16 protein-coding genes are annotated in these 15,871 nt (G+C 60.0%); 11 read left to right on the top strand and 5 right to left on the bottom strand.

The window, feature by feature from the left end:
- Window positions 1-105 precede the first annotated feature (105 nt).
- The 6 genes from AC13RC_RS28085 (at window position 106) to AC13RC_RS28060 (ending at window position 4,332) form a co-directional block, all read left to right on the top strand.
- Window positions 106-315, top strand: a complete 210-nt coding sequence (locus tag AC13RC_RS28085) for a SlyX family protein (protein WP_488559193.1) — start codon at window positions 106-108, stop codon at window positions 313-315.
- A gap of 120 nt (window positions 316-435) precedes the next feature.
- Window positions 436-1,185, top strand: coding sequence for a peptide-methionine (S)-S-oxide reductase MsrA (msrA, locus tag AC13RC_RS28080; protein WP_488559192.1), 750 nt, complete (start codon window positions 436-438; stop codon window positions 1,183-1,185).
- Window positions 1,186-1,308: 123 nt separating this feature from the next.
- Window positions 1,309-2,232 carry a bestrophin family protein gene (locus AC13RC_RS28075; RefSeq protein ID WP_488559191.1) on the top strand — a complete coding sequence of 308 codons (924 nt, stop codon included), beginning with the start codon at window positions 1,309-1,311 and terminating at the stop codon, window positions 2,230-2,232.
- 64 nt (window positions 2,233-2,296) lie between these two features.
- Window positions 2,297-2,836, top strand: a complete 540-nt coding sequence (locus AC13RC_RS28070) for a sigma-70 family RNA polymerase sigma factor (RefSeq protein WP_145315892.1) — start codon at window positions 2,297-2,299, stop codon at window positions 2,834-2,836.
- Window positions 2,823-3,593, top strand: coding sequence for an anti-sigma factor family protein (locus AC13RC_RS28065; protein ID WP_113389270.1), 771 nt, complete (start codon window positions 2,823-2,825; stop codon window positions 3,591-3,593). Before AC13RC_RS28070 ends, AC13RC_RS28065 begins: the two co-directional genes overlap by 14 nt.
- Window positions 3,594-3,615: 22 nt before the next feature.
- Entirely contained in the window at window positions 3,616-4,332 is a 717-nt protein-coding gene (locus tag AC13RC_RS28060) for a Bax inhibitor-1/YccA family protein (protein WP_112341769.1), read from the top strand.
- 326 nt (window positions 4,333-4,658) lie between these two features.
- Here AC13RC_RS28060 and dgoD read toward each other — a convergent pair whose 3' ends face one another.
- A complete protein-coding gene (gene dgoD / locus AC13RC_RS28055) occupies window positions 4,659-5,807 on the bottom strand; it encodes a galactonate dehydratase (RefSeq protein ID WP_106999017.1) in 1,149 nt (382 codons plus the stop codon).
- A 30-nt stretch (window positions 5,808-5,837) separates the two neighbouring features.
- Window positions 5,838-6,632 carry a FadR/GntR family transcriptional regulator gene (locus AC13RC_RS28050; protein WP_488559190.1) on the bottom strand — a complete coding sequence of 265 codons (795 nt, stop codon included), beginning with the start codon at window positions 6,630-6,632 and terminating at the stop codon, window positions 5,838-5,840.
- A gap of 357 nt (window positions 6,633-6,989) precedes the next feature.
- Here AC13RC_RS28050 and AC13RC_RS28045 point away from each other — a divergent pair, with 357 nt between their 5' ends.
- The 5 genes from AC13RC_RS28045 (at window position 6,990) to AC13RC_RS28025 (ending at window position 13,246) form a co-directional block, all read left to right on the top strand.
- Entirely contained in the window at window positions 6,990-7,421 is a 432-nt protein-coding gene (locus tag AC13RC_RS28045; protein ID WP_004117925.1) for an OsmC family protein, read from the top strand.
- 117 nt (window positions 7,422-7,538) lie between these two features.
- Window positions 7,539-8,018, top strand: coding sequence for a hypothetical protein (locus AC13RC_RS28040; RefSeq protein ID WP_113332470.1), 480 nt, complete (start codon window positions 7,539-7,541; stop codon window positions 8,016-8,018).
- A 228-nt stretch (window positions 8,019-8,246) separates the two neighbouring features.
- The gene (locus AC13RC_RS28035) at window positions 8,247-8,855 is read left to right on the top strand and encodes a TetR/AcrR family transcriptional regulator (protein WP_488559213.1); all 609 of its coding nucleotides are present in this window, start codon (window positions 8,247-8,249) and stop codon (window positions 8,853-8,855) included.
- 60 nt (window positions 8,856-8,915) lie between these two features.
- Window positions 8,916-10,064 carry an efflux RND transporter periplasmic adaptor subunit gene (locus tag AC13RC_RS28030; protein WP_113332468.1) on the top strand — a complete coding sequence of 383 codons (1,149 nt, stop codon included), beginning with the start codon at window positions 8,916-8,918 and terminating at the stop codon, window positions 10,062-10,064.
- Between the two features lie 23 nt (window positions 10,065-10,087).
- Window positions 10,088-13,246 (top strand): efflux RND transporter permease subunit, encoded by a 3,159-nt coding sequence (locus AC13RC_RS28025; RefSeq protein WP_488559189.1) that lies wholly within the window; start codon window positions 10,088-10,090, stop codon window positions 13,244-13,246.
- Window positions 13,247-13,302: 56 nt separating this feature from the next.
- On the opposite strand, the gene AC13RC_RS28020 is transcribed toward AC13RC_RS28025, so the two are convergent.
- From AC13RC_RS28020 to AC13RC_RS28010, 3 genes are all read right to left on the bottom strand, one after another.
- The gene (locus tag AC13RC_RS28020) at window positions 13,303-14,046 is read right to left on the bottom strand and encodes a metallophosphoesterase family protein (RefSeq protein WP_488559188.1); all 744 of its coding nucleotides are present in this window, start codon (window positions 14,044-14,046) and stop codon (window positions 13,303-13,305) included.
- Window positions 14,047-14,275: 229 nt separating this feature from the next.
- Window positions 14,276-14,749, bottom strand: a complete 474-nt coding sequence (locus AC13RC_RS28015) for a VOC family protein (RefSeq protein ID WP_113332466.1) — start codon at window positions 14,747-14,749, stop codon at window positions 14,276-14,278.
- 96 nt (window positions 14,750-14,845) lie between these two features.
- The gene (locus AC13RC_RS28010; protein ID WP_488559187.1) at window positions 14,846-15,721 is read right to left on the bottom strand and encodes a LysR family transcriptional regulator; all 876 of its coding nucleotides are present in this window, start codon (window positions 15,719-15,721) and stop codon (window positions 14,846-14,848) included.
- Window positions 15,722-15,871 lie beyond the last annotated feature (150 nt).

Genomic DNA, 15,871 nt, shown 5'->3' with positions numbered 1-15,871 from the left:
TTTTGTCATATCGCCGTCAAACGGCGCCAGTGTTCGCTTCACACCGACTTGCGGGATTGTACGCAGCCGCCTCGATGCTATAGATCGTTGCGAAAGGGATCAGACATGTCAGACGAAGAGAGCCGCATCACCAAACTCGAGGAGATGGTCGCCCATCAGGCCAAGACGATCGAGGAGCTTTCCGACCAGATTGCCGAGCAATGGAAGGTCGTCGAACAGACCAGGCAGAAGCTCGACCGGCTGACCGAGCGGTTTTTGACGCTGGAGGAACAATCGCTCGAAGCGCCGGCCATTACCAAGCCGCCGCATTACTGAATCAGGTCACCGCGTCATTCACGTTTCAGTGTTACACGCGGGCGTGTGTAACAAAAGAGCCTGTCTTCCCGTATTTCTTTGTGACCGGAGCATTTGCATCGCGGTCGAGAGGAAATCACCATGAAGATTTTATCGACGGACATGATCCGATTCCGTTCAGCACGCTTTGTTCGCTTCGCCGGCCTGACAGCGGCAGTATTGCTTGGCGGCGTTGCGCTGCAATTTGTCGGCCGTGCTTCGGCCGAGGACGCGCGTGTCATTCCCGCACCGAGCATGGACGAGAAGGCAGCCTCTGCCAACACGGAGACGGCGGTGCTTGCCGGTGGCTGTTTCTGGGGCGTGCAGGGCGTCTTCCAGCACGTCAATGGCGTCATCAGCGCGACGTCAGGCTATACCGGTGGCAGCAAGGATGCGGCGCATTATGAAATGGTGAGCGGTGGCGACACCGGCCATGCCGAATCCGTGCGCATCGTTTTCGATCCGCACAAGATCAGCTACGGCCATCTGCTGCAGATCTATTTCTCAGTGGCGCATGATCCGACGGAGCTGAACTATCAGGGGCCGGATACCGGGACGCAATATCGCTCGGCGATTTTCCCGACCAGCCAGTCACAGGCCGATATTGCCAAGGCCTATATCGACCAGCTCAATCACGCCAAGGTCTTCGATACAGCCATCGTCACCAAAATCGAGCCAGCGCGGCAATTCTATGCCGCCGAGGCCTATCATCAGGATTTCCTGGCAACGCATCCGAGCTATCCCTACATCGTCATCAATGATCTGCCGAAGATCAAGAACCTGCAGCATCTCTTTCCCGGGGATTATCGCGCCGATCCGGTTCTGGTGACGGCAAGCGCGAGCGCGAAATGAGGGTCCGCCTAACCGGCGAGCGATGCCCGCCGGTCACGGCCGCCTTGCAAGAAATGCTCATTACTCTCAGCGCGTCTGGTGTATTGCTGCGCCATCAGACATTCATCGAGAGTGCGTTTCGTCATGATCGTCCGCGACCGGCCGAATCTTTTCCAGCTTTTCTTCATCCTTCGTGGGTCGATCATCCGGCGTATCCTGCCGCAGATCATCGCCATCTTTCTGCTGTCAGCATTGATCGTCTGGGGCCATGAGGAGCGGCCGAACCTCATCGTCTCCTTCAACGGCTCGGCGCTGTCGCTGCTCGGTATCGCGCTTTCGATCTTCCTCGGTTTTCGCAACAATGCCTGCTACGACCGTTGGTGGGAGGGGCGGCGCGACTGGGGGCAGCTCGTCCATCTCGCGCGCGGCTTCGCCCGGCAGACGTTGGTGCTGGAGAGTGCAGGGGAGGCCGGCATCGAAGCGCGCAAGAACCTGCTGCGCCTGACCATGGCTTTCGCGCAGGCGTTGGTCTGTCTTTTGCGGCCCGGCAGCGACGAGGGCAAGGTGTTTCGCCTGCTTGCTCCAAGCGAAGCGGAATTCTACCATGCGGCCCGCAACAAGCCTGATCTCATTCTGCGCCTGATGTCCGCCGATCTGGCGCGATTGAAAGCATCGGGCACCATTTCGGATATCCAATATCAGATGCTGGATATCAGCATCGGGCAGATGGGAGCCGCGCAGGCCGCCTGCGAGCGGCTGCGTAATACGCCGCTGCCGTTCGGCTATACGCTGCTTCTGCATCGCACCGCCTATCTCTTCTGTTTCCTGCTGCCTTTCGGCTATGTCGACACGCTCGGCTGGGGCTCGCCCTTCGTGACGGCCCTCATAGCCTATACCTTCTTCGGTCTCGATGCGCTGGGCGACGAGCTGGAAGATCCTTTCGGCCATCGCCCCAACGCGCTCGCCATCGGCGCCCTTGCCGATACGATCGAGATCAATCTGCGCGAAGCACTCGGCGAAACCGACCTGCCGCCGCTGCCGCAGCCCAAGGATTTTCTGCTGATGTGAAAATCGGCAAAAAATATTTGTCAGGCGATGGAATAGAATCCGGAGTGCTTCCGTATATAGGTGTATGGAACGCAAAGGACGCACATTCGATGTTTTGGGGCAGCTCGGTTCGCTGAGACGTTATGCCCGCTCGCTCGTGCGCAACGCGGACGAGGCCGAGGATCTGGTGCATGACGCGCTGGTCAAGGCCTATGAGCGCAAGGCTTCTTTCAGGCGCGACGGCAATCTGCGCACCTGGCTGCTATCGATCCTGCACAATGTGCATATCGATCGCCTGCGTCAGAAGAAGTCGTTGAACCGCCGTCACGAGGAGGCTGCGGCCGATCTCGAAACGGCACTGCCGGCATCGCAGGATCACACGGTTCGCCTGAACCAGGTCCGTGAAGCCTTCTTCAGTCTGCCCGAGGAGCAGCGTGAGGCGCTGCATCTCGTGGCGATCGAGGATCTCTCCTATCAGGAGGCGGCATCCGCGCTTGGCATTCCTCTGGGCACCCTGATGTCCCGCATTGCCCGGGCTCGCGCGAGCCTGCGTAGTTTCGAGGAGGCTACCTCGAAGATTTCACATCTCAGGCTTATCGAGGGAGGCGGCAATGAAAATCGTTGATCCGATCATCGATACCGATCTCGACGCCTATGTCGACGGCGAACTGACGCTTGCGCGCCGTGTCGAGGTGGAATCCTATCTCTCGGAGCATCCGGAGATCGCCGCCAAGGTAATGGCCGATATGAGCATCCGCGGCGAGCTGCGCATGGCCCTGGCCGGAGAAGGCCATGTGGTTCGGGTGGAAACGCGTGAGGCCGCACGGCGGCTGGAGCGCGGGCTGGTCTACGGCCGTATGCTGGGTTCTTTCCAGCGTGTTGCGGCCGTTGCCGTGCTGGTCACGACCGGCTGGGTTGCGCATACGTCCTTCGGCGCCTTTACGGCGAGCGAGGTCAGCGCGTCGACACGGCCGCCGGCCTTCGTCGACGATGCGGTGCGCGCCTACAAGACCACGGCCGTGCGCGAAGAGATCAAGCCGCAGTCGGCGGCTGCAAATTACAATCCGGATGAAATCCGCGCGTCGACGGCAATCATTTTGCCGCAGCTGCCGGGCGACTGGCGCGTCACCGATGCGCAAATCTATCCGTCCGAATTCGGTCCGAGCGTCGAAATGATGGTGGATGCCGGCGAAGACGGACATTTGTCACTATTTGCCGTCCGTCCGGGCAATTTCGCCGTGCAGGATGTCAGTCACATCAAGCGTGACGATGTCCAGGCTGCCTATTGGCAGATCGGGGAAGTCGCCTATGCGCTGATCGGCAACGGCAAGGCCGGTCAGCTTGACGGCGATGCCGAAAAGCTTGCCCGCAGCCTCTACTAGTTTGGATTAAAGGAGAACGACCATGAACCCGACCAATCCGCGATACGGCTACGGAGCCGCCGCCGGCTCTCAGGCGCTCTTCGACGAGGGGCTGCGCCGGCACATGCTGCGCGTCTACAACTACATGGGTATCGGCCTTGTCGTGACGGGTATCGTCGCCCTGATCGTCGGCACGACGCCGGCGCTCTATGTGCCGATCTTCCAGAGCCCGCTGAAGTGGGTCGTCATGCTGGCGCCGCTTGCCTTCGTGTTCTTCTTCTCGTTCCGCATCCAGTCGATGTCGGCCAGCACGGCGCAGATGATGTTCTGGGCCTTCTGTGCCGTCATGGGCCTGTCGCTGGCCTCCGTCTTCCTGGTTTTCACCGGCACGAGCATCGCGCGTACCTTCTTCATCGCCGCGACCATGTTCGGCGCGACCAGCCTCTACGGCTATACGACGAAGCGTGATCTCTCGAACATCGGCTCGTTCCTGATGATGGGTCTGTTCGGCGTCATCATCGCCAGCATCGTCAATATCTTTCTGGGTTCGAGCGCACTGCAGTTCGCCATCTCGATCATCGGTATCGTCGTCTTCGTCGGCCTGACCGCCTGGGATACGCAGAACATCAAGGAGCAGTATGCCGAAAACTACGATCAGGAATCGCAGCAGAAGCTCGCCGTCTTCGGTGCCCTGTCGCTCTATCTGAACTTCGTCAACATCTTCCAGTTGCTGCTGAATTTCACCGGCGAGCGGGAGTAGTTTGAAATTGCCTGCTTGAGCATGATCAGAGCTAAAGGGCACTCCACGCCTTTGGTGATCATGCTCCGGTAATGCGTCTCCCTGGGGGCTTGTTGAGACGCATGACGCGCCTGCAGTATCTGCGCCGATACTGCAGGCGCAACTTTTTTGGGAGAACGGCACACGGGATGTGCAGCGATATTCGCCGCCACGCGGCAAAGGGGAAGGTGCCGGATTAAGAGAGCACCGTCTAAAGAAAAAGGCCCGATAGCGCAGATCTGCTGCCATCGGGCCTTTCATCATTGGATGATATGCGGTTTCTCGTCCGTCAGGTGACGAGCGTGGTCTTACCACTCAGCGACACTGCCATCTTCATGGCGCCAGACCGGGTTGCGCCAGCGGTGGCCTTCCTTGGCGCGTTCGATGACATAGGCTTCGTCGACTTCGATGCCGAGGCCTGGACCCTGCGGGATCGAAACGAAGCCGTCGGCATAGTGGAACACCTCCTTGTTGGAGATGTAGTCGAGGATGTCGTTGCCCTTGTTGTAGTGGATGCCGAGGCTCTGTTCCTGGATGAAGGCATTGTAGCTGACGGCATCGACCTGCAGGCAGGCGGCAAGCGCGATCGGGCCGAGCGGGCAATGCGGGGCGAGCGCCACGTCATAGGCTTCGGCCATGGCCGCGATCTTGCGGCATTCGGTGATGCCGCCTGCGTGGGAGAGATCGGGCTGAAGAATGTCGACATAACCGTCCGACAGGACCGACTTGAAGTCCCAGCGCGAATAGAGACGCTCACCCAAAGCGATCGGCGTCGAGCAATGATTGGCGATTTCCTTCAGCGCCTCGCGGTTTTCCGACAGCACCGGCTCTTCGATGAAGAGCAGCTTGTAGGGTTCCAGCTCCTTGGCAAGCACCTTGGCCATCGGACGATGGACGCGGCCGTGGAAATCGACGCCGATGCCGATGTAGGGGCCGATCGCTTCGCGGATGGTGGCGATGGTTTCGACAGCCTTCTCCACCTTGTCATAGGTATCGACGATCTGCATTTCCTCGCAGCCGTTGAGCTTGATCGCCTTGAAGCCGCGGGCAACCACATCCTTGGCATTGTTGGCGACGTCGGAGGGGCGGTCGCCGCCGATCCAGGAATAGACCTTGATCTTGTCACGCACCTGACCGCCGAGCAGCGAATGGATCGGCTGACCCAGCGCCTTGCCCTTGATGTCCCAGAGAGCCTGGTCGATGCCGGCCAGCGCCGACATGTGAACGGCGCCGCCGCGGTAGAAACCGGCGCGGTACATGACGGTCCAGTGATCCTCGATCAGGAAGGGGTCTTTGCCGATCAGATAGTCTTCCAGTTCGTGCACGGCGGCCTGTACAGTCAGCGCACGGCCCTCGACCACGGGCTCACCCCAGCCGACGATGCCTTCATCGGTCTCGATCTTCAGGAACAGCCAGCGCGGGGGAACGATATAGGTCGTCAGCTTGGTGATTTTCATGGGAATGATTCCGTTTGGCTTTGGGTTGTGTCAGCGGCGCGAGGCCGCAGATCTCCGGGTTTCGGGATTGGTTATCCGGCCTTCGTCCAGCCGTCGTTCGACAGCGAGATCGCGGGCCGCAAGATCGAGCATGCGATGGGCACAGGCGCGTGCGGCATCGCGGTCGCGCAGGCGCAGTGCCTCGACAAGTTCGCCGTGAACGGCAATCGCTTCGTCGCGGCTATCGGCGGCGACGTTGGAGGCGTGCAGAGCATATTTCAGGCCGGCATGCATGGCGCTGGAGAGGCGCCGGAACACCTGGTTGTGACTGGCGCTCAGAAGTACGCTGTGGAAGGTCACGTCGGCTTCGGTAAAGCCTTCCGGATCATCGCCGCTGTCGCGCATCTGCTGCCATGCACTCTCCAGGTCGGCAATTTCGCGGGCCGTGGCGCGCTCGGCCGCATATTCTGCGGCGGCGGGCTCTATGGTGCGGCGCGCTTCGAGAATGGAGCCGAGAATATCGAAATCGGCGATATAGGGACCCATCCATGCCAGCACGTCCTGGTCGAGAATGTTCCAATCGTCCTTGTCGCAAACGGTGGTGCCGATGCGCGGCTTGCCACGCACGAGCCCCTTGGACTCCAGCACCTTGAGGGATTCGCGGATGACCGTGCGGCTGACGCCGTACATTTCGCAGAGATCGTTTTCGCGCGGCAGGGTCGAGCCGGAAGCATAGCGCTCGGCGCAGATGTCTTCAGCGATCGCAGCCGTCACGTTTCTGCGCACGCGCGGACGACGACCCGGCTGAGCCGATGAGTCGTGCCCCTGTCTTTCGAGCGATTCCACCCTATCTCCTCCACACCGTTTCGCATGCTTTTCCGACTACCTTCTCTTTCGACGAGAGGGGCTTCCATGCGGGCGATGCCTTGTCGCGCTTCGCGACCATGTGAACGCGATGATATGGCAATCATCATACATTGGCAATACGCTTGTATGATGATTTAAAAGAGCTTCGGTGAGGCTATCCGGGAACAATCCCTCGCTCCATGCTTTTCGAAATCGGCCTCGCTGCTGTTACGGCGGCGTCGTCTTGGGCGGATAGAAGGACTATGGTGACGATGCAGGCGGTCAAGCCGCTTGCCGTCGATCATCAACGGGAGGCGGTTCCACTCCCGAAATTCATTCAACGACAAGGAGGACGACATGCAGATCAATCGCACAGGTTCGGCTCAATGGTCCGGTGGCTTGAAGGACGGCAAGGGTCAGATCTCGACGCAGAGCGGCGCGCTCAATCACTATCCTTACGGTTTTGCCAGCCGCTTCGAAGGCGTTGCCGGCACCAATCCGGAAGAGCTGATCGGCGCGGCCCATGCCGGCTGCTTCACCATGGCCCTGTCGCTGATCCTCAATGAAGCCGGTTTCACCGCCGAAAGCATGGAGACGACGGCCAAGGTGACGCTTGAAAGCGTCGAAGGCGGCTTCGCCATCACCGCAATCCACCTGACGCTGACCGGCAAGGTGCCCGGCGCCGATGAAGCGACCTTCACCGAGCTTGCCAATAAGGCGAAAGCCGGCTGCCCGGTTTCCAAGGCGCTTGCCTCCGTTCCGATCTCTCTGGAAGTTCACGCCGCCTGAGCGGCCTCTAAGGTCTTCGCGTCGCGCTGGCTGGCGCGGCGCGTTTCGTATATATTCCGCATTCGGGGCATTGGGCTGTCATTTCCATCGAAATGCAATGCTCACTTGGAGGGGCGAATGTCTGGAATTCTCTTGATTCACGTCGTCATCAGCTTGGTCGCCATCATCAGCGGCATCGTGGTAGCCTACGGCTTTCTCACCGCCGACCGTCATAATCGTTCGACGCTCGTCTACATGCTGACAACGGCTCTCACCAGCTTGACGGGTTTTCTGTTCCCGTTTCATGGCGTGACGCCGGCGATCATCGTCGGCATTATCTGTCTGCTGATCTTCATTCCGACGGCGCTGGCGCGCTACACATTCCACCTTGCCGGCATATGGCGTGCCGTTTTCGTGATCGGCGCGCTCGTGTTGTTGTTCTTCAACTGTCTGGTGCTCATCATTCAATCGTTCCAGAAGATACCGGCGCTCAACGCGCTGGCGCCCACCGGAAACGAGCCGCCGATTCTCGCGGCGCAGGTCGCGCTTTTGGTGGTCATCGTCTTCGTCGGCTTTTTCAGCCTTCGACGTTTTCATCCGACACTCTTGAGCGCCTGACAACGCAGCGGCCGTGCCGCGATAAAATTTCGGACACTTTCGGCTTCGCCCCGCGAGGCTGTTGTCGATCGTTTAACTGTTGCTTCAAGTAGTTCGGCGCATTCTCGGTTTATTGAATAGCATCTAAAAGCCGCCCAAGTTGTGGTCGGCTTCATTGACATCGGCGCTCTGATGGTTTACGAGTGACGAAAATTGAAAATCGTCACTCGTAAACCATCAGGCCTGCTTATGCTCGATCTTTCCGACGTTAGCGCCGATCCTGCCCGCCAGGAAAACATCACGCGCATTCTCGATGCCGCCGAAAAGCTGTTTCGCCACTATGGCTACAGCAAGACGAACGTCGCCGATATCGCCCGGGATCTCGGCATGTCGACGGCAAATATCTACCGGTTCTTCGGCTCCAAGACGGAAATTCACCAGGCTCTTTGCGGGCGCATGCTCGGCCAGAGCTATCAGATGGCTCTTGGTATCCGTAATCAGCCGATCAGCGCGACCGAGCGGCTACGGGCTTACGCACTATCTCAGTACAAGATGATATTGGAGACCATGCTGGATGAGCAGAAGGTTCACGAGATGGTCATCGTCGCCATCGAGCGCGACTGGCATGTCATCGAAAAGCATATCGAGCGTACGCAGGCGCTGGTCGCCGAAATCATCGCGGAGGGGATTGCTGCCGGCGAATTCGCCGAACAGGACCCGCATCTTGCCGCCAAATGCTTCGCTGCGACGACCGTCGATCTCTGTCACCCGCAAATGGTGGCCCAGTGCCTTGCCAAGCCCTACCAGGCAGATCCCGAAGATATCATCGCATTCGTCATCAGGGCTTTGAAGAAATAGCAATGCGCGCACCGGATGGCCGGCGTGTTTCCACTTTTTGTTCGATTTTAGGAGAGCGACATGGTTTCGCTGACGACCAACACTCTACGGGCCGCTGCCGGTGCGGTTCTACTTGCAGCCTTGGGGCTCGGGCTTTCGGGCTGCAATGAGAAGAAGGAAGAGACGGCGGAGGTGATCCGGCCGGTCAAGGTCGTCGAAATCGCCCAGGCGGACACGACGCGCAAGCTCGACTATTCCGGCGCCGTTCGTGCGCGGACGGAAATGAATCTCGGCTTTCGTGTCAACGGCAAGATCATCGAGCGCAAGGTGGATATCGGCCAGAGGGTAAAGCCCGGCGATGTGATCGCCCGCATAGATGCCACCGACTATATCCTCGCCGTGCGCCGCTCGCAGGCCGATCTGGATGCGGCCGAAAAGCAGGTGCAGACGACCGAGCTTGCCCGCACGCGTGCACAGACGCTCTTTAACAAGAATGTCACCTCGAAGTCGCAGCTCGAGCAGGCGGAGCTTTCCTATGAGCAGGCCGTTTCGACGCGCGATTCCGCGGTGTCGGCATTGACCGAGGCGAAGAATCAGGTCGCCTATGCTGACCTGACCTCTGACATGAATGGTATCGTGACCGCAATCAATGCCGATGTCGGCCAGGTGGTCAGTTCCGGCACACCCGTCATCACCGTTGCCGTCGATGGCGAGAAGGAAGTGCAGGTCGCTGTCCCGGAAATGGACATCGCCCAGTTCAAGGTCGGCAAGGACGTCAAGGCGCGCTTCTGGTCCGACGCGGCGCTCGTGCTTGACGGAAAGGTGCGGGAAGTGTCCGGGAGTGCCGATCAGTCGCGCACCTTCGCGGTGCGTGTGAGCGTGCCGAACGATCCGCGCGTTCTGCTTGGCATGACCGCGACGATCGAGGCGCTTGCCGACAATACGCAGCCCTATGTTTCCATTCCGCTGAGCGCGCTTGCGCAGAGGGACGGGCAGCAGATCGTCTGGCTTGTCGACCGCAGTGCCGGCACCGTGCATTCCCGGACCATCAAGGTCGCGGACTTTTCCGATGACGGCGTGCGCGTGGCCGATGGCCTCAAGACCGGTGATGTCGTCGTTGCAGCCGGCACCCAGTTCATGAGCGAAAACATGAAGGTCAAGCTTCCGAGCGCCGGTGCTCAGCAGGCCTCCGCAGACACCAAAGCCGCTTCGGCGGATATCGTACGCTGATCCGGATAGAGGGGGACGACGTCATGTCCATCAACAGCACCTCTGGCGAGAGGAAGCGTTTCAACCTGTCGCGCTGGGCGATCGCCCATCCAAGCATCGCGCGCTTCCTGTTCGGGCTCATCATCATTGCTGGCGCACTCGGCCTGACCCATATGGGTCAGAAGGAAGACCCGGATTTCACCTTCCGCGTCATGGTCGTGCAGACCGTCTGGCCCGGCGCCTCGCTGCAGGACATGGAAGACCAGGTGGTCAACAAGATCGAGCGCAAGCTACAGGAAACGCCGCATCTCGATTGGGTCAAATCCTACACCCGCGCTGGTTTTGCCATCACGACAATCCAGATCAAGGGCGACACCAATACCGCCGAGGTGAAGGACGCCTTTTACCAGATCCGCAAGAAGGTCGGCGATATCGGCAACGAGCTGCCTGCCGGCCTGCTTGGCCCCTATTTCAACGATGAATTCGGCGATACCTTCATTACGCTGCATTCGATCAGCGGCGACGGCTACACCTATCCAGAGCTGAAGAAATTCGCCATCCAAGCCCGTGACATGCTGCTTTCGACGCCTGGCGTCGAGAAGGCCACCATCATCGGCGATCAGGCGGAGCAGATTTATATCGACGTCTCCTCCAAGGTTCTGGCCGAGCGCGGGCTGACGCTCAACGATCTGAAGAACGCCGTTGTCGGCCAGAACAATGTCGATCCGGCCGGCAATGTCGATACGAGCACGCGCTCGGTACGCATCTCGGTCGAGGGTGACGTCAACAAGATCGAGGATATCAAGAACCTGCGGCTCAACGCCGGCGGCCAGGTGACTCGTCTCGGCGATATCGCTACCGTCACCGCCGGTCTGCAGGATCCCTATACGGCCAAGTTTCTCTACAATGGCCATCCGAGTGTTCAGCTCGGCGTCGTCATGGCTCCAGGCTTCAAGGTGACCGATGTCGGTAAGTCGGTTGAGGAAACCTACAAACGCTTCGAAGCCTCGCTGCCGGTCGGCGTTCAGGTCGATCAGATCGCCAACCAGCCTGATGTCGTCACCGACGCGATCAGCGAGTTCATGCATGCGCTGGGCGAAGCTCTCGTCATCGTGCTGATCGTCTCGTTCCTGTCGATCGGCTGGCGTTCCGGCCTGGTGATCGCAATCGCCATTCCGCTGGTGCTGGCCGCCACCTTCGCCATCATGTACGAGTTCGGCATCGACCTGCAGCGCATTTCGCTCGGCGCGCTCATCATTGCGCTCGGCCTGCTGGTCGACGACGCCATGATCGTGGTCGAGCTCATGGAGCGCAAACTGGAAGAGGGGCTCGTCAAGCTCGATGCCGCCAGCTTCGCCTATTCCTCGACTGCCTTCCCGATGCTGACGGGCACGCTGATTACGACAGCCGGCTTTATCCCCGTGGGCTTTGCTGCATCGACGGCCGGCGAATATGTCCGCACGCTCTTCTACGTCGTTGGCATCGCGCTCGTCGTTTCCTGGTTCGTGGCCGTCTATTTCACACCATGGCTTGGCTACATGATCCTCAAGCAGCGCCACCATGCCGGCGAGCATCATGATGTGTTCGACACGCGCTTCTATCGCCGCCTGCACTCCTCGGTCGCCTGGGCCGTACGCCATCGCGTCATCGTTCTGCTGCTGACGCTTGCCGCCTTTATCGGCAGCCTGTGGTCCTTCCAGTTCATTCCGCAGAACTTCTTTCCCCAGTCGTCGCGTCCGGAAATCCTGGTCGATCTCTGGCTGCCCGAGGGCACCAGCATCAAGGAGGTCGAGCGCCAGGCTCAAGCGCTGGAAGCCCGCATGGCCGATGATCCGGACAAGCGCTTCATCGCCACCTATGTCGGGCAGGGGGCGCCACGCTTCTTCCTGCCGCTCGATCAGCAGCTCACCAACCCGAACTATGCCCAGATGCTCGTCATGGCCAAGGACGAGCCGGCACGCGAGCGGCTGATCGCCAAGATGCGCGGCATCCTGGCGGCGGATTTCCCCGCCGTCCGTGGCAAGGTCGACCGCCTGTTCCTCGGCCCGCCCACCGGCTGGCCTGTGCAGCTGCGCGTCATGGGTCCTGACCGGCAGGAGGTTCGCCGTATTGCCGACCAGGTGAAGCAGCGCTTTACCCAAAACCCGCTGCTCGGCGCCATCCATGATGACTGGCTCGAGCCGGTGCCGGCGATGAAGCTGGTGATCGATCAGGACCGTGCCCGCGCTCTCGGCGTTACCTCGCAGCGCATCCGCCAGATGCTGCAGGCCTCGATGTCCGGCTTCACGCTCGACAATTATCGCGAGGGTGAGGAAACCGTCGGGATCGTTGCCCGCGAGCCGGAGGCAAGCCGTCATCTGCTGACCTCGGTCAACTCCGTCTATATCCCGACCGACTCGGGCGGGTTCGTGCCGCTGTCGCAAGTCGCCAAGATCGTGCCCGTCATGGAGCAGAGCATCGAATGGCGCCGCGATCGTCTGCCGACTATCTCAGTGCGGGCAACCTTGCCTGATAACGTGCAGTCGAACGACGTGACGGCCAAGCTCTACAACGATATGGCGGATCTGAGGAGCAGCCTGCCGGCCGGCTACAAGATCGAGATACAGGGCGGCGCCGAAGACAGCGCGGAGAGCCAAGCCTCGATCGCCGCCAAGGCGCCGATCATGCTCGTCATCATCGTCGTGCTGTTGATGGCGCAGCTGCAGCACTTCGGCAAGGCAATGCTGGTGCTGGCGACCGGCCCGCTCGGCATTATCGGCGCAGCAGGGGCTCTGCTCATCAGCGGTGCGCCCTTCGGCTTCGTCGCGATCCTCGGCGTCATCGCTCTGCTCGGCATCATCATCCGCAACTCGATCATCCTTGTCGACCAGATAGACCAGGATATCGCGGCCGGGATGGATAGGAAGGAGGCGATCATCGGCTCGGCCGTACGTCGTTTCCGCCCGATCATGCTGACGGCGCTGACGGCCGTTCTGGCGCTGATCCCGATCTCGCGCGGCGTCTTCTGGGGACCGCTCGCCTACGCCATGATGGGCGGCATTCTAGTCGCGACCGTGCTGACGATCTTCGTCCTGCCCGCCGGCTACGCCCTGTTCTTCGGCCGCGAGCCGAGGAACAAGTCGGCGGAACCGCCGGCCAAGGAGCAGGCCGATGAGGAGGAGCGGAATACGGTCCAGCTGCCGCCGGCCGTGGCGGCGGAGTAAGGCACCTGAAAGAAACAAATATCCCGGCTTCGAGCCGGGATATTTGTTTGAACCGTTCAGATCGATGGCAGGATCGTCTGTTTACCTTCGGCGATCTTGAGGATCGTCAGAGTTCCGCCCATCGAAACGGCCGTATCGATACCGATGCGGCTGAGACCAAAAACGGGATGCGAACCTGGTGTGTGGCCGTGGACCACCAGCAGCGGCAATTGCGGTCCGCCCGACAGGAACGGCTCACGAATCCACATCAGATCTTCATCCGTCTGCTCACTGAGAGGAAGGCCGGGTATGATGCCGGCATGGACGAAGAGTATCGAGCCGTAAGTGACAGCTATAGTTAGCGAACGCAGCAGGTCGACATGCGCTGCCGGCATTGCCTTTAGCGTCATGTCGCGCAACTCCGCGACGCTGTAGCCCAGGTCGAAGAGCATATGTCTGGCGTCGATGCCGTAGGATGCGAGCGTCGGCAGGGCACCGAACTCCAGCCAATGGATGTTGGTATCGGGATCGTCCAGAAAGCGCAGGAACACGTCGTCATGATTGCCGCAAAGCGCATAGCGATCAAAGCCTTCAGGCGGCGGTGCACTAAGATGCGCCAGGACATCGCTGGAACGTGGGCCGCGATCGACATAATCGCCGAGAAACAGCAGAAGCTTTCGGCCGGGAAAGGTGCGCGCATCCGCGATGATGCGCCTTTCGGCCTCCATCATCTCATCATAACAGCCATGGATGTCGCTGAGCGCATAGATCGCCGTGTAATCACGTCCGGTGAGATCGATGCGGTCTCGTTGATGCTGCATGAAATCGACCATTTCCTGCCGGGTCGCGCCTGAACGGCCGCGGCAGTCCAATTGCTTGACATGGTGTCGAGAAACCCGCCTGTGGCGAGCCTATAGTGGACGGTATTCCAAGCATCGATCCGCCGCAAGTCTTACGGGCGCAGGCATTGGTCTGAACCGCTGAAATTGCAGCGAATTTCAGAACATCTTCGGCGGACCTCGCCCATGACGCGATCCCCAGAACAGTCGCTCAGCCGCGATAGGCGGCTTCGAGCCCGGCAATGTCGAGCTTGACCATGCCCATCCAGGCTCGCATGACGCGAGCGGCCTTGGCCGGATCCGGATCGGCGATATATTTGCGGAGCACCGCCGGCACGACCTGCCAATAGACGCCGTAGCGATCCGTAACCCAACCGCATTCCACCGGCGCGCCGCCATCGACAAGGCCATCCCAAAGGCGGTCGACCTCAGCCTGGTCGGCGCAATCCACCTCCAGCGAGATCGCATGATTATATTCGATGCGGTCGCCGCCGTTCAGTGCCATGAAGGGCTGACCGGCGAGCGTGAAAGTAACGACCAGAACCTCATCGGGCTTGCCGGAGGGCATGTCGACAATGTTCTTCTGCACGTGATCGATCCGGGAATCGGGGAAGAGCGAAACATAGAAATTCGCAGCCTCCTCGGCTTCGCGCGCAAACCACAGGCATGGGGCAATCTTGGACATCGGGTGCTCCTCTCACGGATAACTCTCTTTGCAGCTAGGCGGCCAGAGGACGTTTGAAAAAGCGAGATGTCGACATGAGGATTTGAAAAAATGCTTTCAAGACGATGCAGGTAAGTGGAGTTGTTTGCTCGGCTTGCGATGTTCACGGAAGGCGGCGGTGATGGCGCGTAGGCTGTCTCTGGATTTTGGATCAGACAAAGAGGAATGCAGCACGAGTGACAAGGATGGAAGCGGCGGCAGGCCGAGCGTGTCGCCAACATCGATCACATCGCCCGGGGCAAGGCGACGCGGAAACGGCGAAACCGCGAGCCCCGCCGATAGGGCAGCCGCGATCGCCGCCGTCCCGCCGACGAAGACTTCCGTCCACGGAATCGAAGACCGGTCGAGCAGCCGGATTGCCATATCGCGCACTGCGCAGGTCGGAGACAGGGCGGCCAACGGCAAGGGCTCCCCCGCTCGATGCTCGAAATCCGGTGAAGCAAACCAGCCGAAATGCTCCGGCCCGAGGATCTCTCCATCCCGTCGGTCGTCGTCGCTGCGAATGATAATGGCATCGAGCTTGCCCTCCTCGAAGGCCTCGATCAGCGGTCGGGAGACGTCCAGCCGCACTTCTATGGTGAGCGCCGGATCAACCGCTTTCAGACGCGCCAACAAGGTCGGTACTTCAGGCCCCATGACGTGGCTGGCAATTCCCAACCTGAAGCGCCTGCGCGCTACGGAAAGCCCTGCGATGGCACGTTCGTGTGCGGCGAGCAACTCCCGGGCGGAGGGAAGGAATGTTTCGCCATGGGCTGACAGACGGACATGGCGCGGCGTTCGCTCAATCAGCTTCTTGCCGACACGCTCCTCCAGCCGTTTCAACTTTACGCTCACGGTAGCCTGTGTAGTACCCAGCGCCTCCGCCGCTCGTGTAAAGCTTTGGAAATCGGCAATGGTTACAAAAACCTGAACGGCGTTGACATCGAGCGACATCGCATAAATCCAAATTTGTCATCACTGATATAGATAGTCATAGCATTTAAACATGATCAAGCACGGGATACAGATTTGATGATCGACGGCGTTTCGTGTTGCAGAATGCACGAGCAACGGCATGGATGCCCAAGGGAATGCCGGCGCTGA

The sequence above is a fragment of the Martinezella sp. CNPSo 3890 genome, assembly GCF_057784455.1.
The sequence above is the reverse complement of the archived record's forward strand: the minus strand, read 5'-3'. Positions and strand labels throughout refer to the sequence as shown.

Bases quoted from the DNA above. Each gene is read 5' to 3' on its own strand.
- AC13RC_RS28085 (WP_488559193.1), top strand. From the start codon at position 106: ATGTCAGACGAAGAGAGCCGCATCACCAAACTCGAGGAGATGGTCGCC.
- msrA (WP_488559192.1), top strand. From the start codon at position 436: ATGAAGATTTTATCGACGGACATGATCCGATTCCGTTCAGCACGCTTT.
- AC13RC_RS28075 (WP_488559191.1), top strand. From the start codon at position 1,309: ATGATCGTCCGCGACCGGCCGAATCTTTTCCAGCTTTTCTTCATCCTT.
- AC13RC_RS28070 (WP_145315892.1), top strand. From the start codon at position 2,297: ATGGAACGCAAAGGACGCACATTCGATGTTTTGGGGCAGCTCGGTTCG.
- AC13RC_RS28065 (WP_113389270.1), top strand. From the start codon at position 2,823: ATGAAAATCGTTGATCCGATCATCGATACCGATCTCGACGCCTATGTC.
- AC13RC_RS28060 (WP_112341769.1), top strand. From the start codon at position 3,616: ATGAACCCGACCAATCCGCGATACGGCTACGGAGCCGCCGCCGGCTCT.
- dgoD (WP_106999017.1), bottom strand. From the start codon at position 5,807: ATGAAAATCACCAAGCTGACGACCTATATCGTTCCCCCGCGCTGGCTG.
- AC13RC_RS28045 (WP_004117925.1), top strand. From the start codon at position 6,990: ATGCAGATCAATCGCACAGGTTCGGCTCAATGGTCCGGTGGCTTGAAG.
- AC13RC_RS28040 (WP_113332470.1), top strand. From the start codon at position 7,539: ATGTCTGGAATTCTCTTGATTCACGTCGTCATCAGCTTGGTCGCCATC.
- AC13RC_RS28035 (WP_488559213.1), top strand. From the start codon at position 8,247: ATGCTCGATCTTTCCGACGTTAGCGCCGATCCTGCCCGCCAGGAAAAC.
- AC13RC_RS28030 (WP_113332468.1), top strand. From the start codon at position 8,916: ATGGTTTCGCTGACGACCAACACTCTACGGGCCGCTGCCGGTGCGGTT.
- AC13RC_RS28025 (WP_488559189.1), top strand. From the start codon at position 10,088: ATGTCCATCAACAGCACCTCTGGCGAGAGGAAGCGTTTCAACCTGTCG.
- AC13RC_RS28020 (WP_488559188.1), bottom strand. From the start codon at position 14,046: ATGCAGCATCAACGAGACCGCATCGATCTCACCGGACGTGATTACACG.
- AC13RC_RS28015 (WP_113332466.1), bottom strand. From the start codon at position 14,749: ATGTCCAAGATTGCCCCATGCCTGTGGTTTGCGCGCGAAGCCGAGGAG.
- AC13RC_RS28010 (WP_488559187.1), bottom strand. From the start codon at position 15,721: ATGTCGCTCGATGTCAACGCCGTTCAGGTTTTTGTAACCATTGCCGAT.